Annotated in this window: 21 protein-coding genes; 14 read left to right on the top strand and 7 right to left on the bottom strand. The window is 54.6% G+C overall.

Going from position 1 to position 24,969, the window contains the following annotated elements; translation table 11 throughout:
- Positions 1-226 precede the first annotated feature (226 nt).
- Positions 227-472 (bottom strand): hypothetical protein, encoded by a 246-nt coding sequence (locus PQU98_RS15260; RefSeq protein ID WP_272745825.1) that lies wholly within the window; start codon positions 470-472, stop codon positions 227-229.
- Between the two features lie 88 nt (positions 473-560).
- Positions 561-3,836 (bottom strand): tetratricopeptide repeat protein, encoded by a 3,276-nt coding sequence (locus PQU98_RS15265; protein WP_272745826.1) that lies wholly within the window; start codon positions 3,834-3,836, stop codon positions 561-563.
- A gap of 545 nt (positions 3,837-4,381) precedes the next feature.
- Between PQU98_RS15265 and PQU98_RS17115 the strand changes: the two genes are divergently transcribed.
- Positions 4,382-4,597 (top strand): GH39 family glycosyl hydrolase, encoded by a 216-nt coding sequence (locus PQU98_RS17115; RefSeq protein WP_368408165.1) that lies wholly within the window; start codon positions 4,382-4,384, stop codon positions 4,595-4,597.
- 16 nt (positions 4,598-4,613) lie between these two features.
- On the opposite strand, the gene PQU98_RS15270 is transcribed toward PQU98_RS17115, so the two are convergent.
- Entirely contained in the window at positions 4,614-7,319 is a 2,706-nt protein-coding gene (locus PQU98_RS15270; RefSeq protein WP_272745827.1) for a cation-transporting P-type ATPase, read from the bottom strand.
- 239 nt (positions 7,320-7,558) lie between these two features.
- Between PQU98_RS15270 and PQU98_RS15275 the strand changes: the two genes are divergently transcribed.
- Genes PQU98_RS15275 through fabI form a run of 4 tightly spaced genes read left to right on the top strand, consistent with a single transcriptional unit; the run spans position 7,559 to position 11,179 of the window.
- Complete coding sequence (locus PQU98_RS15275; RefSeq protein WP_272745828.1) at positions 7,559-8,383, top strand: universal stress protein; 825 nt, start codon at positions 7,559-7,561, stop codon at positions 8,381-8,383.
- Positions 8,380-9,318, top strand: coding sequence for a bifunctional enoyl-CoA hydratase/phosphate acetyltransferase (locus PQU98_RS15280; protein ID WP_272745829.1), 939 nt, complete (start codon positions 8,380-8,382; stop codon positions 9,316-9,318). Before PQU98_RS15275 ends, PQU98_RS15280 begins: the two co-directional genes overlap by 4 nt.
- Positions 9,315-10,436 (top strand): acetate/propionate family kinase, encoded by a 1,122-nt coding sequence (locus tag PQU98_RS15285; protein ID WP_272745830.1) that lies wholly within the window; start codon positions 9,315-9,317, stop codon positions 10,434-10,436. The genes PQU98_RS15280 and PQU98_RS15285 overlap by 4 nt, the downstream gene beginning before the upstream one ends.
- Entirely contained in the window at positions 10,433-11,179 is a 747-nt protein-coding gene (fabI, locus tag PQU98_RS15290) for an enoyl-ACP reductase FabI (protein ID WP_272745831.1), read from the top strand. Before PQU98_RS15285 ends, fabI begins: the two co-directional genes overlap by 4 nt.
- Here the strand turns inward: fabI and PQU98_RS15295 are convergent, their stop codons facing one another.
- From PQU98_RS15295 to PQU98_RS15305, 3 genes are all read right to left on the bottom strand, one after another.
- Entirely contained in the window at positions 11,180-11,851 is a 672-nt protein-coding gene (locus PQU98_RS15295) for a hypothetical protein (RefSeq protein WP_272745832.1), read from the bottom strand.
- A gap of 28 nt (positions 11,852-11,879) precedes the next feature.
- Positions 11,880-12,854 carry a L,D-transpeptidase gene (locus tag PQU98_RS15300; protein ID WP_272745833.1) on the bottom strand — a complete coding sequence of 325 codons (975 nt, stop codon included), beginning with the start codon at positions 12,852-12,854 and terminating at the stop codon, positions 11,880-11,882.
- Positions 12,855-13,017: 163 nt separating this feature from the next.
- The gene (locus PQU98_RS15305; protein ID WP_272745834.1) at positions 13,018-13,611 is read right to left on the bottom strand and encodes a murein L,D-transpeptidase catalytic domain family protein; all 594 of its coding nucleotides are present in this window, start codon (positions 13,609-13,611) and stop codon (positions 13,018-13,020) included.
- Positions 13,612-14,014: 403 nt separating this feature from the next.
- On the opposite strand from PQU98_RS15305, the gene PQU98_RS15310 reads away from it, so the two are divergent.
- Genes PQU98_RS15310 through PQU98_RS15325 form a run of 4 tightly spaced genes read left to right on the top strand, consistent with a single transcriptional unit; the run spans position 14,015 to position 18,089 of the window.
- Positions 14,015-14,485, top strand: coding sequence for a Csu type fimbrial protein (locus tag PQU98_RS15310; RefSeq protein ID WP_272745835.1), 471 nt, complete (start codon positions 14,015-14,017; stop codon positions 14,483-14,485).
- 22 nt (positions 14,486-14,507) lie between these two features.
- Complete coding sequence (locus tag PQU98_RS15315) at positions 14,508-15,233, top strand: fimbrial biogenesis chaperone (RefSeq protein WP_272745836.1); 726 nt, start codon at positions 14,508-14,510, stop codon at positions 15,231-15,233.
- A 40-nt stretch (positions 15,234-15,273) separates the two neighbouring features.
- On the top strand, positions 15,274-17,628 hold the full coding sequence (locus PQU98_RS15320; protein WP_272745837.1) for a fimbria/pilus outer membrane usher protein: 2,355 nt from the start codon (positions 15,274-15,276) through the stop codon (positions 17,626-17,628).
- Entirely contained in the window at positions 17,616-18,089 is a 474-nt protein-coding gene (locus PQU98_RS15325) for a Csu type fimbrial protein (RefSeq protein ID WP_272745838.1), read from the top strand. The genes PQU98_RS15320 and PQU98_RS15325 overlap by 13 nt, the downstream gene beginning before the upstream one ends.
- 162 nt (positions 18,090-18,251) lie before the next feature.
- Here the strand turns inward: PQU98_RS15325 and PQU98_RS15330 are convergent, their stop codons facing one another.
- Complete coding sequence (locus PQU98_RS15330) at positions 18,252-18,980, bottom strand: response regulator (RefSeq protein WP_272745839.1); 729 nt, start codon at positions 18,978-18,980, stop codon at positions 18,252-18,254.
- Between the two features lie 348 nt (positions 18,981-19,328).
- On the opposite strand from PQU98_RS15330, the gene PQU98_RS15335 reads away from it, so the two are divergent.
- Genes PQU98_RS15335 through PQU98_RS15355 form a run of 5 tightly spaced genes read left to right on the top strand, consistent with a single transcriptional unit; the run spans position 19,329 to position 24,825 of the window.
- Positions 19,329-19,745, top strand: a complete 417-nt coding sequence (locus PQU98_RS15335; protein WP_272745840.1) for a response regulator — start codon at positions 19,329-19,331, stop codon at positions 19,743-19,745.
- 9 nt (positions 19,746-19,754) lie between these two features.
- A complete protein-coding gene (locus PQU98_RS15340; protein WP_272745841.1) occupies positions 19,755-20,603 on the top strand; it encodes a response regulator in 849 nt (282 codons plus the stop codon).
- Positions 20,604-20,634: 31 nt separating this feature from the next.
- Positions 20,635-24,117 (top strand): PAS domain S-box protein, encoded by a 3,483-nt coding sequence (locus tag PQU98_RS15345; RefSeq protein WP_272745842.1) that lies wholly within the window; start codon positions 20,635-20,637, stop codon positions 24,115-24,117.
- On the top strand, positions 24,114-24,503 hold the full coding sequence (locus PQU98_RS15350) for a response regulator (RefSeq protein WP_272745843.1): 390 nt from the start codon (positions 24,114-24,116) through the stop codon (positions 24,501-24,503). Before PQU98_RS15345 ends, PQU98_RS15350 begins: the two co-directional genes overlap by 4 nt.
- The gene (locus PQU98_RS15355) at positions 24,493-24,825 is read left to right on the top strand and encodes an Hpt domain-containing protein (protein ID WP_272745844.1); all 333 of its coding nucleotides are present in this window, start codon (positions 24,493-24,495) and stop codon (positions 24,823-24,825) included. Before PQU98_RS15350 ends, PQU98_RS15355 begins: the two co-directional genes overlap by 11 nt.
- Positions 24,826-24,969: the final 144 nt, after the last annotated feature.

Genomic DNA, 24,969 nt, shown 5'->3' on the forward strand with positions numbered 1-24,969 from the left:
CTGCGCCACCGCGTCCTGTTTGAACGCGTCCGAAAACCTATTCCCCGTCTTCATCTGTAGCTCTCCTTGCTTCCGTTTTGTAACAAGCAAAGCGTCTACAATTCTAGGGGCACCTCAAACGGGCCTATCTTGCTTCAAGGGAAGATGCGATTAAGCCAAAGCGGGCCTCTCACTGATGGACCGCGTTAACGTCGCGCCCAACATTTAGAGGTGTCAGAGGTTAGGTTCAGGACTCGTTGATCACAGCGGGCTTGAGCGTCCGGAAAGGGCGCAAACCGTCAGGATATTGTTCAGGCTGTACATAAGGTGTGCGTGAGGCGATCACATAGCCCCAGTCCCCAAATGCAGGCACAAGCGCATGGTAGGGCGTATTGATGAAACCTGAGGCGTTAAGTGTATTGGCAATACACCAAAATGACTTCGGGGCTAAAGGGGAGGTCGACTGAATGGCGGACAGAGAATTATCGCTCATGGCCTCCCTATATGTGAGGGATACAACATTGTGCACCCCTCACATATAGGGAGGTATCCGAAGGCAGGCCATAGCCGGAGATGACGGATTACGGCTTTAAGCCATATTCAGCAAAGTCCTGATCAATCAGGTGGCTTATTTTACGGGCGGCTATGAGGTCGGTATCGGCTCCGGCCTTATCGCCTTTTTGCAGTTTGGCCAGCCCCCGACCATAGAGCGATTCCGCAAGTTCCGGTTCAAGCTTCAGGGCTTCGTCGTAATCTGCGATGGCGTCATCAAGCTGACCCAGCCGCAGTTTTGTAAACCCGCGGCTGTCAAGGATGCCCACTGAGTTCGGCAGCAACTCCAGTCCGGTGTTACAGTCTTTCAGGGCGGTTTCCAGTTCGATATTATGGGTGGCCCGGCTCCAGCAGCTCAGATTGAAGGCCCATCCCAGCTTCGGATTATCACGCTTGAGGCGCTCCAGTTCGGCCAGCCCCTGTTCCTTGCGGCCTGTGGTGAGATAAAGATCTGCCAGCATGTCACGCGAATTAATGTCCTTCGGTGACAGGGTCAGGGCCTGCTCCAGAAGTGGCAAGGCCTTATCGTAAGCCTTATTGTCCATATAAAGCTCGGCCTTGGTAAGTAACGGCCAGCTTTCGCCAGGCTCAAGAGCGATTGCCGCATCGGCATCTTCAAGGGCCTTGGTCAGATCGGTTTTCGGCCGGGCCATGGCGCGGCCTGAATAGCTGTCCGGCGTCGGTTTGAGGGCGATTGCGGCATCGTAAGCGGCCACGGCTTCGATTTTTGACGCATCACAGGCCTTGGCGTCAAGATATTGGCAGTCGGCTAGAAAATTCGCCAGCTTGGTTTGCAGGTCGGTATCATCCGGATTGGCGGCGATCGCGTCCTGAATGACGGTCTTGGCCTCATCACGGTTCTGTGCCGCCAGAGCGATGGAGACGCGCAGATCAACCACATCAGACGGCTCCCCGCCCAGATCGGCCAGGGTGTCGGCATCCTGCCGCGCCTTATCCAGATCGCGTTGGGCAAGATAGGCCCGCGCCCGGTTTTCGAGCGCATATAGATCATTAGGATAGATGGTCAGCGCCTGAGTAAAGGCCTCTACGGCCTTATCGCGGTTATTGAGTTCCTGCTGGATCAGGCCGATGCCATTATAGATGTTCCACTGTTTCGGGTCCGTTTTAAGGGCCATTTCCAGATCGGTCATGGCAGCGGTAAGGTTGCCGCGCATCATGAATATGGAGGCCCGTCCCTGTAAGGCGGCAACATGGTTCGGGTCCAGACGCAGCGCCTTGTTCAGCAGGCGCAGGGCTTCGTCGGTCTTGTCCTGCTGGATATGGATATTGGCCTGTTCAATCAGGTCATCAATGGCGTCTGCATCCTTGCCGCCTGACACAGCAACGGTTGGCTTCGCGGATGTGGATTTGCGGTAGCTTTTGGGCGCGATCAGCCAGACATCCTTGTTCCACAGCTCCATCAGCAACGGGGCTGCACTTTGCGCGTCCTTATATGAAATTTCCGGCACAAGGGCGCGCTTTGACGCCTCAAGTGTCAGAACCCCGTCCTTGAGTGAGACCAGACGCTTAAATTCCGAGCCACCCAGTGTCTTGTCGACCGGGGCGCCTTCGACCGTGAACCCTTTGCCGCCTTTGGGCAGGATGATTTCCTGACGGGTGCGGTAATAGTAGGGGAAGTTAATAAAATAGGGCGCCAGCTTATGCGGGCCTTTTTCGCGTTCAACGCCGTAGGCCCAGCCGACGCTCATGATGTCGGTTTCATAGCGCCATGACTGGCCATCCTTGCTTTCGTCCCATGTCATGGCGGCTGTGCCGTCCATGGTGACCTTGGCCTCTCCCGTGGTTGGGTCGAAGGTGGCGGAAACCTTGCGCGGCTCTATCCAGTCATATTGCTCAGACCAGTAGGCTTTCAGGGCGTTATCGCGTTCGCCGGTCGGCACCGCCTTAAAGGCGGCGTCAAACTGAACCGCTAAGTCACCACGAAGGATTTTTTCAATGCGGGCGCGGGCCGGCACATCAAGACCAGAGGACGTATCAAAGCGGATAAACAAATCCTCAGTGGGCTGCTCAGGCGGCAGCATGGGTACGGCTTCCAGTCCGGTCCCTGCGGTGGTCATTGGCAAGGCCCACCGGACATAAGGTGGTTTCAGGCTGTTCAGGTCACGATCACCCAGACGGGTCCCGTCCATCCAGTATACTTTTCCATCGATTTCAGTGCGGACGATGACGTGATCGAACATTTCAATACTGGGCAGGCGTTCATCCAGCCCGTCGCCGCCACCGGAATTAACCGCCGCCGCTTCGGCCTTGATGCCGAGTTCACGAAGAATGGCCAGAAGCAGCGCGGTCTTGCCTTTGCAATCACCAAAGCGGCGTTGCCAGGTCGCATCGGCATCTGCCGGCACATAGCCACCCAGGTTCATGCCCAGAAAGACATACCGGACCTGATTTTGCACCAGATTCAGGGCCATGGCGGCCTGCACCTTAGGGTCATTGCTGGCCGCGCGGATTTTGGCGATTTCCTTGTGGACGGCGCTGTCTGCGGGCAAGGTTGCGGCTTGTGTGTACAGCGGGGCCAGCAGCGATGAAATCTCGTTCCACGTCTTAAACTGCGAAAACTCGACATAGCCCTTAAGGTTGAAACGGACCGGCGCACTGTCCTGAGTTTCGGCCTTAATGATCTTGCTGCGTTCGAGGAAATAGGTTTCGCTGGCGCCGTTCTTTACAATTTTGCCTTTGAGGTCGTCACTTTGGCGCCATTGAACCGGGGCGGATGCGTCCCAGGTCGCACGAACGCTCTGGCGTGCAGATGGCACCATGGACAAATTGGTCAGGATAGAGGCGGCGCGCCCGGCAAATACCGGATCGCGTCGTTTAATCGAGGTGCCGACCACAACAATGTCACCGACTTGCAGGCCCTCCGGCTGAAGGACGCCGGTCAGATAGCCGTCAAGCATGGCCTTGTCGAGGTTCTGTTCACGGCGCAGGGTCGTGAAGGTTTGCCCCTTGGCAAGGACATCTATAACCTGAGGCCCGCGCAGGATATGAACCTTGTTGATCGTGGCGACTTCGGTTGCCGGGTTCCAGGAGATATGAGACTGTGCGAACTGCAATCCGACGGTGGTTTGGATACGGACAGCAAACTCAGTGTAATAGGTCGCGCTGCCATCAGCATCAAACTTCAGTTGTATGCTTTGCAGCAGAATTTGCGCCGGGGCATCGGCATAGGCCGCATCAGGTTTGGCAACCTCTTCCGGCTGGACCCAGGCTTCGGCCGGGGCATAATGGAGCTTTTCATCGGCCTGTGCCTGTGCGGCAACAAAGGCTGATATCACGGCAGTCATTGCGGGGGCTAAAACAAACTCGCTGATTCTAGGATATCTGATCATATTCCCCCCAAAGGTAGCTTAGCACACCTAGTTCAACTAGGTATAACAATGGTGTGCATACACCTATAGCGCTATTAAATTCTTAAATTCTCTCGAGGGGTATGATTTTCCTCTGTACAGAACGGCACCGTCTTTTAAGCACGCCGCACAGTTTCGAAAGGCGCAGGTGCCGCGCCATAACTTCCATTTTGGGAACTCAAACTCTAACTGTAACGGGAATGCCCCCTACTTCCGCATTGGGCGCGAAGTCGTCAGAGCTGTAGCTGGAAACGATTTTAAGCCAGCCAGACTTTGAAGTGGCGATCATAGCCTTAACGACCGGGCAATAAGTGTCGTACAAGAAAAGCAGGAGTGGGAAATGGTGACCGCAACACGCCGGGACGTATTTACGTCCACGGCCGCTGCGGGTGTCTGGTGGCTGGCGAGACCTGATCGCCGCCTTCATGCAGCATCTGACTGAGCGCTACGGCAAGGCGGAGCTGCGCACCTGATATTTCGAGGTGTGGAACGAGCCCAATCACAAATCCTTTTTCGAGCGCGGGGATCAGAAGGCCTATCTCGACCTCTACAAGGTGACGTCACAGGTCGTACGCAGCTTCGATGACGGTTGTCGCATTGGGGGGCCGGCCACGGCTGGGAGCGCCGCACCTAACAATAGCCCGGCAAATTCATCGCCCGGAACCTTGACTGTACCTTCTGTTGATGCAGAAGAATAAGCATTATTAGAAATAACTAAACGGCGGTGGATTTTTGCAGTGAGAGGCGGATCTGTTTTTCCAGTTCGGTCAGGATGAAAACGCCTGCCCCTACGCCAACGACTATAACACCATCTATAAACGAGATCGGTTCTGTGCCGAAAATGGGTTGCAGAAACGGTACATAGGTAATTGCAAACTGTGCGATGGTGACAATTACGATAACGGTCCAGATCACTTTGGTGCCCTTGATGGCTTTCCAGGTCAAAGATGTCGAGTGAAGGTTGCGGATAAAGAACAGGTTGAAAATTTCCATGACCACCAGTGCGTTCATGGCCAGGGTCTGAGCCATAGCGAGATTGTAACCGCGGTTATGGGCATAGGCGGTCATGCCAAATATACCGGCACCAAACAGGATCGCAATGACAAGGGTTTGCCATACAAGACGCCCGTCCATAATCGCTTCGCCGCGCGGGCGGGGCGGGCGTTTCATGGTCTGATCCTCAGTCGGCTCAAATGCCAGTGCCAGCCCGAGCGTTATGCCGGTAATCAGGTTAATCCACAGGATCTGTATCGCTGAAATTGGCAGGGCCATACCCAGCATAAGCGCAAGCACCACGCATACAGCTTCGCCGGCATTGGTGGGCAGAGTCCACATGATAACCTTGCGGATATTGTCATAGACTGTACGGCCTTCGCGCACGGCGGCGGCAATGGTGGCAAAGTTGTCATCGGCCAGTACCAGCTTGGCGGCTTCCTTGGCCGCCTCGCTGCCCTTTTGACCCATAGCGATACCGGCGTCTGCGCGCTTCAGGGCGGGCGCATCATTCACACCGTCACCGGTCATAGCCACCATCAGGCCGCGCGATTGCAGTGCCATGACCAGTTTGAGTTTATGTTCGGGACTAGTGCGGGCGAAAATATCGCAATCTTCAGCGGCGGCCGCAAACGCAGCTTCATCCAGTCGGTCAAGATCGTTGCCTGTCAGTACGCGGGTTGTGTTTTTCAGACCGATGTCCCGTCCGATGGCGGCAGCCGTCAGAGCGTGATCGCCGGTAATCATCTTGACCCGGATGCCGGCCTCATAACATTCCGCCACGGCGGCGATGGCTTCCGGACGGGGCGGATCGATCATGCCGGTCAGGCCGATAAGTACCAGTTCGTCTTTCAGATCACTATGGGTCAGCACCGTATAATCAAGGGGTACAATCCGCATGGCAAAGGCCAGAACCCGTTGGCCGTTCGCCGCCATTTCAGCGCTCATGCGTTCCCAGTAGTCCCGTTGCAAGGACTGTGTGCGGTCATTGCCAGCCTCAAGCGCGCACATATCCAGCAGTTGCTCCGGGGCGCCCTTGACGAAAATTGCGGCATGGCCATCGTGGTCGTGATTAAGGGTCGCCATAAACCGGTGGCGGGAATCGAAGGGTATAGCATCGGTGCGGCGCCATATCTGCCGGGACTCGGTTATATTAATCCCGGCCTTGCCCGATAGGGCCAGCAGGGCCCCTTCCATGGGATCGCCCTCAACAGTCCATTGGCCGCCGGTTTCATTGAGGTCAGCATCGCTGCACAGGGCCGCAGCCAGAGCCAGTTGACTGATAGTTTTGTGGGCGTCACCTGTGGCATCAATATCCTTGGCATCAATCTGGCCATATGGGGCATAGCCTTCGCCGCTGACGGCAGATAGGCCCTGCGATGTCAGGACTGAGGTTACGACCATTTCATTGCGGGTCAGGGTGCCGGTCTTGTCCGTACAGATTACGGAAACCGAACCGATGGTCTCAATAGCCGGCAGTTGACGGACTATGGCGTTTCGCCGCGCCATAGCCTGTACGCCGACGGCCAGGGTGATAGTCATGACGGCGGGCAGTCCTTCGGGAATGGCGCTGACCGCCAGACTGACCACGATCATGAACAGATGTTCGAACTCATAGTTCATCACAAAGTAACCGTAGGCCATAAGCAGGACGGCACAGGCCAGCACCAGCAGGGTCAGCCATTTGGAAAATTGCGCCATCTGTTCAACCAGAGGCGTCGTCAGGTGGGTGACATTGGATAACATGCCGCTGATACGGCCGATTTCGGTGTGGCTGCCTGTTTCGACCACAAGCCCCTGACCCTGCCCGGCGGTTATGATAGTGCCGGAGAACAGCATGCCGCGGCGGTCTCCCAGAGGGGCATCTGCGGCTACAGGTTGTATGGTTTTCTCAACCGGCACCGATTCTCCGGTGAGCACGGCTTCCTGTGCCGACAGGCTGTGGCTGACGATCAGACGCAGATCGGCCGGCACCTTGTCGCCAGCTTCAAGCAGAACAATATCACCGGGCACCAGAGCCTCGCCATCAACGGTGATCCTGTGTCCATCGCGTATAATGGCGGCCTTTGGGGCCAGCATGGTGCGGATCGCGCTCATGGCCTGGGCGGCACGGCCCTCCTGAATGAAGCCGATAATGGCATTGGCCAGAACAACCGCCAGAATGACGACCGTATCCAGCCAGTGATCGAGCAGGGCCGTGATCGCAGCCGCCACCAGCAGCACATAGATCAGGACATTGTGGAAATGCGCCAGAAACCGTAGCCATAAGGGCGTCGGTTTGGCTTCGGGCAATTTGTTGGGCCCGTAACGGATAAGGCGTTCAGCCGCGTCTTCCGGCGATAGTCCCGTGCTGCGGCTATCCAGAGCGTGGATGCAGTCATCGGCGCTGAGGTTATGCCATGAGCGGTTTGGTGTTGCGTCGGTCATATGCCCCCCATATCCGGCATTTAAACCGAATTAATGTTGATAAAATATTCGCTTGCAATCAGGTAAAATAATCCGTTTAGTTGTAACATTCCCGCAATGACATACCAGTAATATTCCTGTGAGAGCCGGATATTTAGCGTGAGCAGGGTCTAATTGTGTGTAATCTGAAACCGTGTGGGTACCGGTATCCGGCGGCAGCATGCTCTGAGCCGGTTTTGAGGCAAAGCAATAGGCAAAATATGACCACATCCAATGAAATTCTTTTGGCCAGCGACTTCACGCCCCGATCGGATCTGCCACAAAAACAGGCGATGATGTTGGCGCAGGCAATGGGTGCGGCACTGGTGATTGCGCATGTTTTTGATAAACATACCGCAGTTGAAGCTGAGGCCGGTGAGGTTACCGACTTTCGACGATCCCTTCCTGAGAGCCTTAAGCATTGTGAGGTCATAACCGCACGCGGCCGTGCGCCGCATGAGCTGGCGCATCTGGCCGAGGCGCGCAGCAGCCGGCTGATTGTCACCGGTGTGGCGCGTCACAACAGTCTGGGCGATGAAATCCTGGGCACCATGGTGGACTATCTGGTTCGCAGGGCTCCGGTACCAGTACTGGTGGTCAAGCGCGATGAGCGTCTTTATCAGAACATAGTGGTGGCGACGGATTATTCACCGCCGTCCTTACAGGCGCTGCTTATGGCAGCGGAGATGTTCCCGCACGCTTCGTTTACGCTGGTTCATGCCTTTTCCATACCGTTTGAAAGCTGGATATCGTCGGACGAAGCTCTCGCTGAGTTTCGCAAGATGGCCGAAGATGACATGGAAAAGTTCATGTCCAGTGAGCTTATAACACAAGCGTTGAGATCGCGGCTTCGCACCGTCGTGGCTCATGGTGAATCCGGCTCTATCGTATCCTTGCAGGTGATCGTCAGTGACGCCGATCTTCTCGTTCTGGCCTCAAACGGACGCAGCGCGCTGTTTCATGCGGCTATCGGCAGTATATCGGCGGCCCTGCTGGAGCGGGCCAAATGTGATGTTCTGATGGTTCGCGCAGGTAAGCCCAAATGAGCGGCTTGATCTCAAACTATGATGCGATCCTCGAAAAGTGCCGTAATCTGGCGCCGGTAAAAACAGCGATCGTGCATCCGGTCAAATCCAATGTGATAGAGGCCGCGGCGGATGCTGTAAAGGAAGGTTTGATTGTACCGGTACTTATCGGGCCGAGGAAGCGTATTACGGCTGCTGCGGCAGAGGTGGGGGCCGATATATCCGGCTGGGAACTGATCGATGTGGAACACAGCCATGAGGCCGGAGGGAAAGCCGCAGGTTTAGCGGCGTCGGGCAAGGTCGATGCGATTATGAAAGGTGCGTTACATACAGATGAACTTCTGGGGGCCATCATCCGTTCTGATGCCGGATTGCGCACCGAACGGCGTATCAGCCATGCCTTTATGATGGAAATCGGCAGTTACCCCAAGCCCTTCATTATAACTGACGCGGCGATTAACATCGACCCGGATCTGACTGCCAAGGCCGACATTATCCAGAATGCCATTAATCTGTGGCAGGTGCTGTTCGATGGTGACGCCCGCCCAAAGGTGGCCATTCTGGCGGCCGTGGAAACGGTAAACCCTAAGATGCAGGCGACGCTTGACGCGGCAGCGCTGTGCAAGATGGCTGATCGGGGGCAGATCACGGGGGCTATTATTGACGGGCCTCTGGCCTTTGATAACGCCATAAATCTGGCGGCGGCTAAAGAAAAGGGTATTGTCTCACAGGTGGCCGGAGCGGCGGATATTCTGCTGGTGCCGGATATCGAGTCCGGCAATATGCTGGCCAAGCAACTGATCTTTCTGGGCGGGGCGGATGCCGCCGGTATTGTGCTGGGGGCACGGGTGCCGGTTATCCTGACTAGTCGCGCTGATGGTCTGAGGGCGCGGCTGTTGTCATGTGCGCTGGCTGTACTGCTGTCGCACGCACGCAAGGCCGGACGGCTTAAATGATTGAGGCCCTGCTGGTGCTCAATGCCGGATCGTCGAGCCTGAAGTTTCAGGTCTTCGGATATCAGCGACTGACCGTGCTGGCTGAGGGCAAGGTGGTGCGCATAGGGGCAGAGGCCCATCTGTCGGCACGGGCTGGCACTGACGCATTAAACCGCGATCTCACTATTGGTGCGGATCATGAAGCGGCCCTGAAGGCGGTGCTGGAATTTATCGATCTTCATGATGATAACTGGCGGGTTCGGGGCGTGGCCCACCGCATCGTCCACGGTGGCACCGCCTATACGGAGCCAGTTTTGGTATCGCCGCAGGTTATGCGTGATCTTGAGGCGCTGATCCCGCTGGCACCGCTGCACCAGCCGCATAATCTGGCGGCAATTGCGGCGTCGGAGCAGTTGGTCGGGAATGTGCCGGATGTAGCCTGCTTCGATACGGCATTTCATGCACATCACGATGAGCGCTTTAGTCGGTTTGCGATACCGCGCGACTTGCACGATCAGGGGGTGCGGCGCTACGGATTTCATGGTCTGTCCTATGCCTGGATTGCGCGGGAACTGGCACAGCATCACCCGCGTTTGCATGGTGGCAGGGTGATTGCGGCGCATCTTGGGAACGGGGCCAGCCTGTGTGCCCTGAGCGGCGGGAAAAGTGTCGACACCACCATGGGTATGACGGCTCTGGATGGCCTTCCGATGGGGACACGGGCTGGCGCGATAGATGCGGGCGCGGTCATTTACATGATGCGTGATCTGGGGATGGGGATCGAAGGGGCAGAGACCATGCTCTATGAACAGTCGGGCTTGCTGGGCCTATCGGGGCTGAGTAACGATGTCGAGGCCCTTATGACCAGCACTGCCCCGGACGCCGCCTTCGCCCTTGATTATTTTGCCCTGAAAGTGGCGCAGTTTGCGGCTGCGCTGGCGACCTCTATGGGCGGGTTGGACGGATTTGTGTTCACGGGCGGTATAGGCGAACACGCCGAACCTGTGCGCCGGGCCGTAATGAACCATTTGCGGTTTCTGGGAAATTTTGAGGTTCTGGTTATTACGGCCAATGAGGAACGGGAGATGGCCATTCAGTCCAGAGCCGTTTTGGCTCAGGCCGATCAGGAGGGATTATGAAAGGATTGATAGTCGGTCTTGCCAATGACCAGTCTCTGGCCTGGGGTTGCGTACAGGCGCTTAAGGCGCAAGGCGCGGAACTGGCCATTACCTGGCAGAATGATAAGGCGCGGCCTCATGTCGAGCCTCTGGCCAAAGCCGTGGGGGCTGAGATAGTCCTGCCGCTCGATGTTCGTGATCCCGTGCAAATGGCAGAGGTTTTCGAGGTTATAAGACAGAGCTGGGGGCAACTGGATTTCCTGCTGCATTCCATTGCCTATGCCCCAAAAGACGATCTGCATGGCCGTGTCACCGATACCTCGGTTGAAGGCTTTACCATAGCTATGGATGTTTCCTGTCACTCCCTGATCCGTCTGGCCAGACAGGCTGAACCCTTGATGACGGGCGGCGGTTCGGTGCTTACCATGAGTTTTTATGGATCGGAAAAGGTCGTGCCGGGCTATAATCTGATGGGGCCGGTCAAGGCGGCGCTGGAATCGAGCATGCGCTATCTGGCGGCGGAGCTTGGGCCCAAAGCCATTCGCGTCAATGCCTTGTCAACCGGGCCGGTCAAGACCCGCGCCGCATCGGGCCTCAGTCATTTTGACGTTCTTATGGAAAAAGCGGCAGACGCCGCACCACTGCATCAGCTTGTTACCATAGAACAGGTGGGGGAGGCGGCGGCGTTTCTTCTATCGGATAAGGCTCGGTTCATTACCGGCCAGACCATATATGTAGACAGTGGTTATAATATTTTGGGATGATCAGCGTTTGATATTGGCTTTGGATGTTGCGGCCTTTTTGGGAACAAATCCGGCCGGGGCCGCCGGTGGCGCACAGTTTTTGGTAATTCCGACCCCTTTGAGGTAGGCCCGTCGGGACTGCCCGGCCTCGATGGCTGAGTCAACCTGTTGCTGATGTTTTTCAGCGCCGGTCATTTTGCGCACCAGCCCCCGGAAAGGCAGAATTCCGGTAGTTGTGCTCCTCACGGCACCTATGGCCGCACGGTTGGCCATGGATTCCCCTTTTTCAGTGAGGCTTTGGTCATCGATAGACTTGTTGGCATCAATATCCGGCCCCAGAACCTCATCAAGGCGACTAATTTCTGCGGCAATGGTTTTGCAGGTGCGAAGCCCGGTCAGGTTATAGGGTTTTTGAGTCGCTATGATTAGAATTTCAGGTATCTCCAAGCGACGCAGATTCAGGTCTTCCAGAGGTGCGACGGCCGCCCCTTTAAAACCTTTATTTTTCTCAAGCCAATCGGGATCGTTAGTAGGCGACGCAGGGGCGCTGACACTTTGTGACGCGGTTTCATGACTTTTGGAGGCCTCAGTGGAGGTTGGCGAGGGGCTGGACTGTGCCGTGGCATAACCCGTTGATCCCAACGTAAGGACTATGCCTAAAAGACTGGAAGTGCGAAAAAACCGTAGTTCCATAAATTGATACCTACCTATAACCGGCGCTTTATGACGGCGCTTTTTCGCCACTGAGGATCGTAAGCTTTTCACCGGTTGAGCCGGAATTCAAAGGCGATTGGGTAACCAGAAGCGTGGTTCCGGGCTGAAGAATCGCGGAAACTTTTGAATAAAAGTCCTTCGGGATATTTACGTGGTTACGCACAGCCTCATCCAAAGAGGCGCCAGCCTCCGCAGTATGCCCGGCAATACCGGCATAGATCCATTCGGTTTGTCCATCCGCGGTTTTGGTGAGGGTCAGGACGTGGGTGGATTCGTTCTGGTTGGGGATCTGGATTGCAGACCTGCCGATTTCGACACCATTACGCAGAACAACCGCCTGTTGATCCGTGCGCGACAGGATAATTGTAACGGGTCCCCACGGGGCACGTTCCGGAGCCCAATAGGTTCCTGCGGGTGCCAGGGCGTCGGTCTCAGCTACGGCGGGCGCCAGAACTTCGCCAAGACCTGTTGAGACAGGATGGGCTGCATTTCCGGCCACAACCACGGTGGCCCCCAGCTCAGTTGTACGAAAGAGTTCCCGTGCAAAATTGTAAGGTAAGTGGACACAGCCATGACTTTCCGGATAACCGGGCAGACCGCCAGCGTGCAGAGCCACCCCACCCCAGGTCAACCTTTGTTGAAACGGCATAGGGGCATTATTGTAGATGTTGGACCTGTGATCGGCATCTTTTTGCAGAATGGTGAACACGCCGGTCGGTGTTTCATGGCCAGGTTTCCCGGTTGATACCGTGCTTACACCGATACGGACCCCGTTGCGATATATAGTGGCGAGTTGCTTTGATAGGTCGACATAGACCAGCAATGGGCCTTTGGGAGCTATTTCCGGCGCCCAGACCCACTGGCCGGGTTTCAATTTATCCGCCTGCCGTGCCAGTTCGACCGGAGATGATACTTTTGCGCCTTGTGCGATTGCGGAGCCTGAAAGTGCGAAAAAGGCAATAAGATAGAAAATGATCCGCATAATCCCCCTCAGGAATCCGACACAGATACACCGAATTTGGCGTAACTGCAGGTGTTTGTGTTCTAGCCATCCTATGGAGCAATGATAGCCTGACGGCTAAAATCTAGGGGACAACCGGTCAGGTTGTACAAACAAGATTATGTGAATTAGAACGTGGTAAAAATTAACCCTGTATCCGCGTCGAAAGCAGTAGCCGTCCGGCCCCAAGGCTCTCCAGTATTGATGCGTAATCATTAACTGAAAAGGCAAAACAGCCCTGACTGCGCCCAAGTTTTCCGGCGCGCGCCATGTCGTCGCTGACATACCATGCGCTATGCATGACTATTGCCCGTGAATAGGCATTGGAATTTTCATTGTCCAGCCCAACGAGGCGTCGTGAGACGCCGTGCCTGCCAATATAGGTATCGGCTGTCAGATAGGCACCTTCGGATGTGGCTTCGGAACCCGGCACATTAGAAAATGCCCGGAGATAGCCCGTATGTGAGGGGTCTGAACCTTTACCATGCGCGACCAGAAAGCTTTGTGTCTGTCCAGTCTCTATATCAATGAGGTGAAAGCGGGGGCGAGAGGAGTTCAGGCTGAAATCTGCAACGGCTATACGATCAAAGTGCTTGATGTGTGCCTGATGCTGCATCAATGCGGCTTTTGCCTGAGAGGCAATCTTGTCCATTGACGCGCGGGCCTCTGCCGGGGAGATGCCTGGCTGTGCAATGAGAACGCCCGCAGTTGCGCAAAGAATCTGACGACGGTTAAACATGAACGCATACCTGAATTTTGCGCCTTATCGCCCCTAAACATGGCTTTATCGGGGCTGGGATCTCAACCGATCATCCGTCACCTAGATGGATTGCCGCAGTTTTGCGGCCATACTGTTTCCTCTTTAACTCAACTGTTTGTGAATAAAGATTATGCGGTGTATCTGCGATTTTTTTTGAAATTAACCATTTTCGGGTTAATTTCAAAAAAATAACCGGTTTAATTGAACAGTTACTTGCCTAACAGCTGTTAATACTCTTGTTGGCGAGTAGGGAAATTAACCATTTTACCTGTGTAACGGTATTTTGATCTTCAAATATCGCGCTTGAGTGGTTATTTACGTGTGGGGTACATGTATACATTGTGCCCTGGATGCTGACGGGGCCTCGTAGAGGGAGCCTTACATGCGACGATTGCTAATTGCAGCGGTGTTTGCCAGCCTGTTACCGGCGTCCGTTTCCGCTCAGACAAAAACAGGTCAGTTCAATGTCAGGGTGCAGGTTCAGACAGTATGTTCCATTACAACCCAGGATCTGGATTTTGGTACCTACACATTGTCGGCGGCAGCGACCGCGTCAACGCCGCTTAGCCTGAAGTGTACGCCCGGAGCGACAGCGACTTTGTCGCTGGATGGCGGCTCATCCGGCAATCCTCAGCAACGCTATATGCAGGGGCCAGCCAATCTGAATTACCAGATTTATCGTGATGGGGCTTTGGCCGAGCCTATCAATACCGGCGGCGCGGCGTTTCAATTGTCACCTTCCGAAAACACAGGGCAACTGGTTACCTATACCCTTTATGGGCAGGTTCCGGCAGGGCAGTCCGTTCCGGCCGGAGGCTATGTCGATACTATTATCGTAACGGTCAGTTACTAAGCCGATCCGGCGGGAGAATGCTGTGAAAACGAAATCGCTTATATCTGCGCTGGCTCTGGTCAGTGGACTATTTTTTGTGGAAGACATGGCTGTGGCGGGCTCTCTGGAAATCGGGCCGACACGCATTCAGTTAATGGGCCAGGAACGAACCTCAACCCTAACGATCCGCAATACATCCGACTCACCAGCGAATATTCAGGTGCGTACGTTTGACTGGTCGCAAGCCGAAGGCACGGATAGCCTTAAGCCATCGGCGGCCTTGCTGGCCAGTCCTGGCCTCGCAACCCTGAAACCCGGAGAAAGTCAGGTGATCAGGGTCGTGGTGCCGTCAACTGTCAGTGCGTCCAAAGGGGAGGTATCTTACCGGTTGGTTCTGGATGAAATACCGGACAATAACCCAACTCAGGATATGGGGGTGCGTCAGGTCGTGCGCGTTCTGGTGCCTGTGTTTATTACAGCCTCATCGGCGGCGCGCCCCAAAATCGTATGGACCGCAACCCGCACCGCGGACACGATTACACTCACAGCCACAAACACCGGCACAACGCGTGAACGTCTTACCAATGTCAGGCTGACGGGTGATGATGGCGATATCGGGCAGGGTGCGATTGAGGGCTATGTTCTTAGCGGGGCCGAGCGTCGATGGTATATTCAGGTTGGTGCGGTGCCAATTAAATTCCTCAAACTGGCCGGTGAAGGTGATTTTGGCAGTGTTGAGGCCGATGTCCCGGTCATCCCAAAGTCATAATATTCAGAACCATAAACCCCGGAACTGGCGGTCGCGTCTCATGTTTGGTGGTATTGTGGCCGGTGCGATGGTGGTCTCATCACTTTTGCCGGTTTCAGCCGCTGAAAACCTAAATGATGAAACGCACTTTATGTCCGATGAAAGGGCGGGGCTATTATTGCTTGAGGTCAGCATTAATGGTGCGCCTACAGGCTATGTGGCAAATTTTCACCAGGATGCTGACCGGCTTTATCTGCCGGCGGCGCAGTTCGATGGGCTGGGGTTCAGGCTCGACAGTGCATCTGTGAGAACGGCAGGCACTGAAGCGCGGGTGTACCTCGATCAGGTTTCCGGGCTGAGTTGGATCGTCAATCAAGCGGCTCAGACAATAGATATTACCGCACCGTTTGCTGTTTTGAAACCCAATCGCATCAGAGTGGCACCACGAACACCAAAGGTCGATAGCCGCGCAGATACAGGCGTAGTGCTGAGTTATTCACTATATGGTGAATGGGGAAATGGCCGCCGCGATGCTGTCTATTCCCGCTCTCTGACAGGTCAGTATGAGGCCCGCGGGTTTACACCGCACTTTACCGCGACGACAACCGGTTACACTACATTTGTGGAGGATGAAAAACCGCGTTCCGTCCGGTTTGAGACACGGGTAGATTTTGACAATCCGGACAAAGCCTGGCGATTGCGACTTGGTGACAGCTATGCCGCAGGCCCGTCATGGGTTCAGCCGGTACGGTTTGGGGGCATCCAGTGGCGGCGCGATTATTCGATCCGGCCGGATATCGTGACTATGCCCACCCCGCAGATGGATCAGAATCTGTCGGTGCCATCTACGGTCGATATCTTCATCAACGGTATTCAGCGTTACTCACAAGGTGCTAACGCAGGGGTGCTGCAACTCACCGATCTGCCTGTGGTCACCGGTGCTAATACCGTGCGGGTGGTCGTCACTGATCAGGCTGGCCGTCGCACCGAAATGAATCTGCCGCTTTATAGCTCGACCGAACTCCTTGCACCCGGGCTGACGACGTTTTCGCTAGAAACCGGGGCGCAAAGGCAAAACTATTCGGTCGACAGCTTTAATTACGGAGCCGGTTTTTTTTCGGGCAGCCTGGCCTATGGCCTAAACGACCGCATGACGCTTACCGGTTATAGTGCCCTGGCGCATGCCTATATCACGGCAGGCGGCGGGTTTGCCGTGTCGGTCGGGAATGCCTTTCTCATCAACAATGCCGTGACCTTCAGCCGTGGACCTGAAGGGACTGGTTGGTCATGGTATATTGGCGGGGAACGCACCTCAGGTAATTTCAGCCTTGCCGCCCATTATCAGCGCTCGGATTCGGATTACCGCGATCTGAGCGGGCGCTTTGGCTACACACCTGTAACAGAACGCACGGTAATTAGTGCGGGCCTCAACATGGGGCGCGCCGGGACAACCACACTGGCCTATGCCTATCAGAAGCCGTTGGCTCAAAGGGGCGCGGGTGTCATTTCCGCCAATCACAGCGTCAGTGTTTTCCGTAACCAATTGCATCTGAACACGATGATATATTCCGATCTGCGTAAAGACAGGGCCGGTGAAAAGCGTGATTGGGGGGCGATGATCCTGCTGGCTTTCCCGTTCGGCCGTCAAGGGAGTGGCTATGTGGACCATAGCTGGCGGGAGGGGCAGAGCGCAGACAGGGTACATGTCAACGGCTACGCTCTTGATCAGAAACTACACTGGTATGTCGAGGGGGGAAATGATCCACAGCGTGAGGATTCAGTGCAGGTCGAGTGGCGGGGGAAGCATGTTGATCTGATGCTGAGGGCCGGTGAGGTGGAAAATCAGCGGGGTGGCAATCTGGAAATAGCTCAGTCCTTTGTCATTATGGGCGGACAGTTGTCTGTCGCGGGACGTATTGACGACGGTTTTGCTCTGGTCGATGTGGAGGATTCCCCCGGCGTCAGTGTGGCGCTGGAAAATCATGTGATCGGCCGCACAAATGTCAGGGGTCGCTTGTTTGTGCCGGGACTAGTCTCCTATGCGGGCAATGCCATTTCTATAGACCCACTTGATTTACCGGTGGATGCCAGCACGGGGGATACGTCTGTTCTGGTGGCACCGAGGGCTGGCGCTGGCCTGATTGCCCGTTTCGCGGTCCGGCGCGAACGGACGGCCATCGTCATGGTAAACTTACCGGATGGACGTGAGCCCCCGGCGGGGGCACGGGTCAGTCTGGAAGGAAGTGATGAAAGCTATCTTCTGGGGTATGGCGGTGAAATTTACCTTAGGGGTATCCGTGAGGGCGAGAACCGGCTGCAGCTTGACTGGTACGGCGGTCATTGTGACTTAAGCTTTACGGCAAATGTTCAGGCGGCTTCGTTGCCGCGTTTAGGGCCATATATATGCACACCGTGATCTCTCCAGGGCTGATGGCCTTAGCGGCCGGCATAATGCTGGCGAACACGGCGCAGGCCCAAAGTCAGGCCACAAGCTGTAACCTTAACTCAGCTGATATTGACTTTGGTCAATATAATTTTGTTGACGCCACGGCGCGCACCGCCATTGGCAAGGTCGTCGTCAATTGTCAGCCTGTGCCGCCTATGGGCATGGTCATTAAAGTCTCTGCCGGTTTTTCCGGGCAACCGCTTGATCGTTATATGACAAATGGCAATCATCGCTTGCGCTACAATCTCTATGCCGATCCGGCGCATCAGGTGGTGGCTGGCAATGGTTTGGGCGGCACCCAGCCCCTGTCGCGCCCTCCCAGCCGCGAACTTGGGCCGGTTACCTACCGCATATTTGGTATGATACCACCGCGTCAGGCAGTGCCCGCGGGAGGATATTATGACACGCTCATCATCGAAGTGGAATTTTAACGCGTAGTCAAAGATGTTGCGTATTATGGTGTGTTCAGACCGACAACGGAAGAACTGAGGAGGCACTGAGCCGTGCCATGCGAACGTTAGAGGATCGGTTGGAGGGCGTCTGCTTATGGGGCGGTTGACACGACAATATATATATGACTGCCAAAGTCTTGGTTACTTGAGCACTTCAGAATTGGGCCGCAACATATAACCAACGCCGTAAACAGTGCGGATCAGGTCGTCGGGTTTTCGTGTGCCAGCTTGCACCTTAGTAAGTCGGCGGCGTAACCGAGAAATGATTGTATCAAGAGCACGTGGCGTAGGAATTTCTATTACGGCCGCCATTTTTTCGAGCATAAATTCACGCCGCAGAGGACGGTCCGGATAATCGAGCAATACCTTCATGGCCGCAAATTCCGCCGCTGATAAGGTCAGTCCAACCCCATGAGGCGTGATAAGCTGACGTGTCGCACTCTCAAGACTCCAGCCGAAAAATAATTTCTTGACCCACGCCTGACGCACCGATCTTAACCGGCGCCTAAGAACAACGTTTATTCGAGCTATCAGTTCATCCGGGTTGAAAGGTTTGGCCATATAATCTTCGGCGCCGAGATCGAGGCCTTTGATGCGATCAATGTCCTCACCTCGGGCGCTTAACATGATCACCGGCGGGTGCTCATCACCCTGTAGGCGGCGGCATATCGACAGGCCATCTTCGTCAGGCATCATCGTGTCGAGAATAATCAGATCTACCCTGTGCTGTTTCAGGGCCGCGTCCATCTCGACGCCCCCCGCGGCCGTCAGCGGAAAAAAGTCGTGCTGCTCCAATATCAGCGACAGCAACTCGCGAATGTCGGGAGTATCGTCAACAATCAGGACGGTTGCATGCATTTGAGCCGACAAACTCAGCCTCAATTCATCAGACTGTTCGGAGTTTCGTGTTGCGGGATATGCACGTTACTAGAGTGCTTTCCTCAACGTGTGAAGGGCCTTTTTGACTACAGATGCGACACCACATTTGGTGGGCATTAGTCACCATATTCATCATGGCAATCAAAAAGAGCCTGTCTTTCAGGTCAGGTTGTGATTTCAAGCCGATTGTGACGTGGCCGTCGCAATTGATTGGGGCTCGATTAAGCTAAGGGCGCTAGTCTTGGCTGACTAGAGGAACTGCCCGCACCATACCGGTATGTGAGGTTCCGACTCCGATCCAGTGAATGTGGTGTAGGTGTGATGAGAGTTAATCAATCTATGGCTGAGCGCCCGCGTATTCTTGTTATCGATGACGACGAGGATGTGCAAATCCTGCTAAAAACGGGTCTGGGGGGATTAGGGTTTAAGGTTGAAACAGCCGATAGCGGCATGATGGGGTTGGCGTCGCTTTTACAGTTTCTGCCGGACATGATCCTGTTGGATATGGAAATGCCAGATATGGACGGACTGACTTTTCTAAAGCGTCGTAATGAATTTAATGCGCTGAAAGCTATTCCTGTGATTATTGTCTCCGCCAAAGGGATGAATAGCGATGTCGCCGCCAGCTTAGACGCTGGCGCAAACTATTACATCACTAAGCCTTTCGAACTCCATCATTTGAATTTAGCGATTACCCGTTTTTTAGCCCGCCGTCGGCCATCAACGCCGAACGAAACGACGCAGGTTTATTGGTAGGTTGGTATTATGAGTGAATGTGTCGCCCTCATTCTTGAAGACAGTGTTACCCAAGCGAATATCGTTAAGCGCATGATCGCGGCGCAGGGCTGGACCACAATTCATTGTGAAACCTCGAATGAGGCCGTCAACACGCTAAAGACGGTTCAGGTTGATGTGCTGTTTGTTGATGTGTTTGTAGGGTTTGAAAACAGCTTGCCGCTTTTGCCGACGTTTCGGCGCTTGGCACCCTATGCTACGATCGCCGTCATGACGGCCGGGGGCAGCCATGAGGCTTTGGAGACAACGCTTGCCAACGCCCGCCGGGCTAAGGCCGATTTTGTCTTAAGAAAACCTTTTGCTGAGGCCCAGATAAAACAGGTTTTATCGGCGCGAATGGACGCTAAGGAAGGGCCACGGCGCCGGCATCACGTGTTGATCATAGATGATAGTTTAACGGTTCGAAGCCTTGCGCGCGGTATTTATGAAGCGGCGGGGTATCGTGTGTCTCTGGCGGCGGACATGGAAGATGCGTTCAAGAATGCCGATATCGCTCACGTCGATATGGTGTTGTGCGATGTCTTCATGCCGGGCATGGGAGGGCTTAAAGGGATGCGGCATATACGTAAGGTTTGGCCGCACGTGCTGATCGTCGCTATGTCGGCGGGCGCTGGAAATTATGTCTCTCAGGAGGAAGCCCTGTCGGCGGCGCGCAAATTGGGCGCCGACGCGCAGATTCAAAAACCCTTTCCGAAAGAAGCTATTCTAGAGTTATCGCAACTGCTAATTAATGAGCATGATCAAAGGCATGCGCCCGAGTTAGAGGCACACCCCCGGTTTGGGCACGCACCACCAGATCCTCACTCCACCTACATCTGAATTACCTTGTATGGCTGAGCCCAAATTTTTTTTGAAAACCAAACTAAGTCTGCAAACCTGGCAACCGGGATATCTGTCACTGTGTGCCATCCTGGCGGTGTTGTATTTTTGCACAGGATGGCTGGGGCTATTTTTAGCGGTTCCGCCCGGCTATGCGACCTTGATCTGGCCGCCGTCCGGGATCGCGCTTGGGTTCCTCATGCTGTACGGACGTCGTATTTGGCCCGGCGTGCTATTGGGTTCATTTGCCCTGAATGCCTACAATGGTCAGGCGCTCACATCAGAGGGAATTGATCATTTAAAACTGCTGGTAGCGCTGGGCATAGCGACAGGGTCTACCCTGCAAGCGACTTTTGGGCAGTATCTGGTCGGGCGCTTCATCGGTACGCCCTTGCATCTGAACCGTCCCGCTGACCTGTTAAGGCTGTTTGGTCTGTGCGGTCCTTTGGCGTGCATTGTTGCGGCAACGATCGGTGTTGGCACTCTATATTCGGCTGGACTGGTTCCGGTTGAGAGTCTGACGTCAAATGCCTTGGCCTGGTGGGGAGGGGATCTCATTGGCGTCGTTGTGTTCTTACCTCTGGTGCTGATGCTTCCGGGCCATAGCTCGCTGATCGTCTGGCGCGGGGAGGCTATGGGCAGATTACCGGCCTTTGCCGTTCTGATGATCCTTCTGCCGCTGGGGTTGACGTTTTACGCCTGGAAGGTCGTGTCTGAAGCGGCCTATATCCAAAGGGACGCACAATTTGAAGCCTTAACCCGTGAAAGTGAGAAGGCGCTTCAAAACCGCGTTGATGCTTATGCCAATGCTCTGGTGTCTGCGTCAGGCTATATGAAGGGTTCCGATGATGTTTCGGACGCCGACTGGAAAAATTATGTCGGGTCATTGCAAATTGAAAACGCCTATCCGGGTATGAACGGTATTGGGTGGATAAAGCCGGTCAAGGCGGCGGATGTGCCGGCCTATGAGCGCCAGCAGCGACATGTGGGGCGGGCCGATTTTACCATCCATCCGCGCCCCGCTGCTGACAGCGCCTATATCATCACCTTTATCGCCCCCATAGAGGTTAATCGTCAGGCTCAAGGGCTTGATCTGGGGTTTGAGACCACCCGCAGGGTCGCAGTAGAGGCTGCTCGCGATACCGGCATGATCACTCTGACCCATAAGATTACTCTTGTGCAGGATACGCAAAAGACACCGGCTTTTCTCATTCTGTACCCGACATACAGGCCAAATGCCCGGGTATCGACAGTTGAAGAGCGTCGGGCCGCGTTGATCGGATGGACCTATGCGCCGTTCATTGCCCGTAATTTCCTAAAAGCCCTGACAGCCAGTCAGGGAGACACTTTGAATCTGAAGATATATGATGGGGAAACCGCGACATCTTCGGCCCTGATCTACGAGAGTGGCGACGTGGCGAATGCGCCGAAAGTGGCCACGTTTTCCCGTAGGAAGACAATATCGGTCGGCCAGGCGAAATGGTACATTGTGTGGGAGAGCACGCCGGCCTTTGAGCGCCAGGGAGGACAATTCAATCCCCTGTTCGTTTTGATCGTGGGCTTGATCTTTACGGCCATGTCTGCGGCCTTTGTCTCCATCGCCATATTACGTCGTGTTGATGCTCTGGTCGCCAGCGAAGCCCGCTATGATCTGGTTGTGCAGGGTATGAGCGTCGGTCTGTGGGATTGGGACATCAAAAACCATACCGTATATTGGTCAGAAACGCTAAACCATATGTTGGGCCTGAGCGGGGCTTTGTCCAAACACGGCACGGACGATTTTTTTGAACGGTTGCACCCCGATGATCGTGGCTGGGTTTCGGCGCGACTGGACAGCCATCTGGCAGCGCAAAGTCCCTATGATGTAGAATACCGCTTGCGCAATGCCGAGGGAGACTATCGCTGGATGCATGCCAAGGGGCAAGCCCGGTGGGATAAGGATGGCCAAGCGGTTCGCATGGCAGGGTCACTAGATGATATTACCGACCGGAAACTGGCTGAAAAAGCCGTTTTTGAATCAAACCGCCTGATGCAGGCTGTGTTGTCCAGTACCCGTCACATGGTCGTGGCGACGGAGCTTGATGGTACAGTTATTGTCTTCAATCAGGGGGCTGAATTGTCGCTTGGCTACGCCGCAAATGAGGTAATAGGCCTTACGACGCCCCTGCACTGGCATGATGCGGCTGAAATTGCCACTCGTGCCCATCAACTGGGTAAAGATCTTGGCGAAATTATACCTCCCAGTTTTGACGTGTTTATACGTAAGGCCGATTTGAGCGGTCTTTACGTGGATGAATGGACACTGATCCGAAAAAGCGGAGCCCGTTTTAAGGCAAGCCTGATGGTCACTTCGCTCCGTGATGCCGAAGGGCAGGTTTCCGGCTATCTGGGAGTCATGGAGGATATTACTGAGCGGAAGGCCCAACAGGAAGCCTTGCTGAAAAGTGAAGCGACTTTCCGCTCAGCTATGGAGCATGCCTCTATCGGTATGGCGCTGGTTGGCCAGGACGGGCGATGGCTGAAAGTCAACGAAGCCTTGTGTAATCTGCTGGGCTATTGCGAGCACGAATTTTTAGCGGGGGATTTCCAAACGCTTACACATCCGGATGATCTGGAGGCGGATCTGGGTAATGTGCGCCGGTTGCTGGCTGGCGAGATAGAAACCTACAGCATGGAAAAGCGTTATTTTCACAAGGCCGGCCATGTGATCTGGGGGCTGCTTAGCGTCTCACTGGTTCGCCATCCTGATGGAGAGCCGGATTATTTCGTGTCACAGATTCAAGATATCACTCAGAGACGCGAAATGGAGCGTATCAAGAGTGAGTTTGTGTCGGTCGTCAGTCACGAATTGCGAACACCCCTGACTTCGATCAAAGGATCACTCGGCCTGTTATCGGGTAAGATGGCTGCCACCCTGCCTGAAAAAGCCAACCGTTTGGTGCAACTGGCGTTACAAAACAGTGACCGGCTTTTGCTGCTCATCAATGATATACTCGACATTGACAAGCTGGCTTCGGGCCAGATGCGCTTTGATATTCAACCCCAGAGCCTGCAAGAACAAGTCGCCCTGGCTGCCGCGACAAACCAGCCATTTGCAGATCGATTCAGTGTCAGGTTCGAAGTTGGTGATATCAATGCCGCCGCTATGATTTGCGTTGATGCTGCCCGTTTCCAGCAGATTATGGCTAATCTTTTGTCCAATGCCGCCAAGTTTTCTGCGGCCGGTCAGGTAGTACAAGTCGCATGTGCGATTAGCGCGGACCGGACACGTATTGTTGTCACCGATCATGGGGTCGGCATACCAGAGGCGTTCCGAAGCCATATCTTCAACAAGTTCTCACAGGTTGACTCGTCGGCGACCCGCGCCAAGGGAGGCACCGGATTGGGATTGAACATCACGCGGCAACTGGTTGAACATATGGGCGGCGAAATCGGATTCAGCTCAATTGAAGGGCAGGGCGCTTCTTTCTGGGTTGAGTTTCCCACGGCGTTATCAGACGAGGATGGCCGATGAAGCCATTGAAACATATTTTGTGCATCGATGACGATCCTGACATTTTGGCCGTCACCCAATTAGCGCTCGAAGACGTCGGCGGGTATCGTGTTTCCTGTCTGGAAAGCGGTAGGCGGGCGATAGATGAGGCCGCGGCACTTGAACCCGACCTCATTCTCATGGATGTGATGATGCCGGAAATGGATGGTCCGTCGACCTTGACTGGGCTACGTAAGCAATCGGTCTTAGCCTCTGTTCCTATCGTCTTCATGACGGCCCGAATTCAGCTCGTCGACACCGAAGGCTATCTGAAACAAGGTGCAGACGGTGTAATCGCCAAGCCTTTCGACCCTCTGCTCATACCTGATCAAATAAATGCTATCTGGGAGCGGCGGAATGTGCCGTGATGCGTTTCATACAAATGCCACTCCAGCGGTAAAATCGCCAGAGATGGAGATATTGAAGCGTCGGTATGTGGAGAAACTATCCGCTCTTCACCGCCAAATTGCCGCGTTAGTCGAACGTCTGGAGGCCGACTTTGATTCTGTGGAGGACATAGATAACTTGAAACAACATGCTCATAAACTGGCAGGCAGCGGTCAGCTATATGGTTTTAGAGATATTAGCGAAGCGGCACGAGAGTTGGAAGAGAACCTGTGCGGTTGGGACCCAAAATGGAAAAGAACAGCTCGTAGGCTAATAACAACCCTTCGGGACAAGTCAGTCTAAAAGATGTAGTTCTGTTTAATTTCTAAATTTTTTGCCAACGGTCTCAGAGACTACGCTTAATCAGGTGTTTGTGTATTTACACTACTTTAGAGACTTTCCTCGTTGATTTGCCTGTTTTCGGAAACCACAATAAAGCACCACAAA

The organism is Asticcacaulis machinosus, assembly GCF_028550435.1.
Lineage (GTDB): Bacteria > Pseudomonadota > Alphaproteobacteria > Caulobacterales > Caulobacteraceae > Asticcacaulis > Asticcacaulis machinosus.

Excerpts from the sequence above, each read along its gene's own strand:
- PQU98_RS15260 (WP_272745825.1), bottom strand. The coding sequence starts at position 472 with ATGAGCGATAATTCTCTGTCCGCCATTCAGTCGACCTCCCCTTTAGCC.
- PQU98_RS15265 (WP_272745826.1), bottom strand. The coding sequence starts at position 3,836 with ATGACTGCCGTGATATCAGCCTTTGTTGCCGCACAGGCACAGGCCGAT.
- PQU98_RS15270 (WP_272745827.1), bottom strand. The coding sequence starts at position 7,319 with ATGACCGACGCAACACCAAACCGCTCATGGCATAACCTCAGCGCCGAT.
- PQU98_RS15275 (WP_272745828.1), top strand. The coding sequence starts at position 7,559 with ATGACCACATCCAATGAAATTCTTTTGGCCAGCGACTTCACGCCCCGA.
- PQU98_RS15280 (WP_272745829.1), top strand. The coding sequence starts at position 8,380 with ATGAGCGGCTTGATCTCAAACTATGATGCGATCCTCGAAAAGTGCCGT.
- PQU98_RS15285 (WP_272745830.1), top strand. The coding sequence starts at position 9,315 with ATGATTGAGGCCCTGCTGGTGCTCAATGCCGGATCGTCGAGCCTGAAG.
- fabI (WP_272745831.1), top strand. The coding sequence starts at position 10,433 with ATGAAAGGATTGATAGTCGGTCTTGCCAATGACCAGTCTCTGGCCTGG.
- PQU98_RS15295 (WP_272745832.1), bottom strand. The coding sequence starts at position 11,851 with ATGGAACTACGGTTTTTTCGCACTTCCAGTCTTTTAGGCATAGTCCTT.
- PQU98_RS15300 (WP_272745833.1), bottom strand. The coding sequence starts at position 12,854 with ATGCGGATCATTTTCTATCTTATTGCCTTTTTCGCACTTTCAGGCTCC.
- PQU98_RS15305 (WP_272745834.1), bottom strand. The coding sequence starts at position 13,611 with ATGTTTAACCGTCGTCAGATTCTTTGCGCAACTGCGGGCGTTCTCATT.
- PQU98_RS15310 (WP_272745835.1), top strand. The coding sequence starts at position 14,015 with ATGCGACGATTGCTAATTGCAGCGGTGTTTGCCAGCCTGTTACCGGCG.
- PQU98_RS15320 (WP_272745837.1), top strand. The coding sequence starts at position 15,274 with ATGTTTGGTGGTATTGTGGCCGGTGCGATGGTGGTCTCATCACTTTTG.
- PQU98_RS15325 (WP_272745838.1), top strand. The coding sequence starts at position 17,616 with ATGCACACCGTGATCTCTCCAGGGCTGATGGCCTTAGCGGCCGGCATA.
- PQU98_RS15335 (WP_272745840.1), top strand. The coding sequence starts at position 19,329 with ATGGCTGAGCGCCCGCGTATTCTTGTTATCGATGACGACGAGGATGTG.
- PQU98_RS15340 (WP_272745841.1), top strand. The coding sequence starts at position 19,755 with ATGAGTGAATGTGTCGCCCTCATTCTTGAAGACAGTGTTACCCAAGCG.
- PQU98_RS15350 (WP_272745843.1), top strand. The coding sequence starts at position 24,114 with ATGAAGCCATTGAAACATATTTTGTGCATCGATGACGATCCTGACATT.
- PQU98_RS15355 (WP_272745844.1), top strand. The coding sequence starts at position 24,493 with ATGTGCCGTGATGCGTTTCATACAAATGCCACTCCAGCGGTAAAATCG.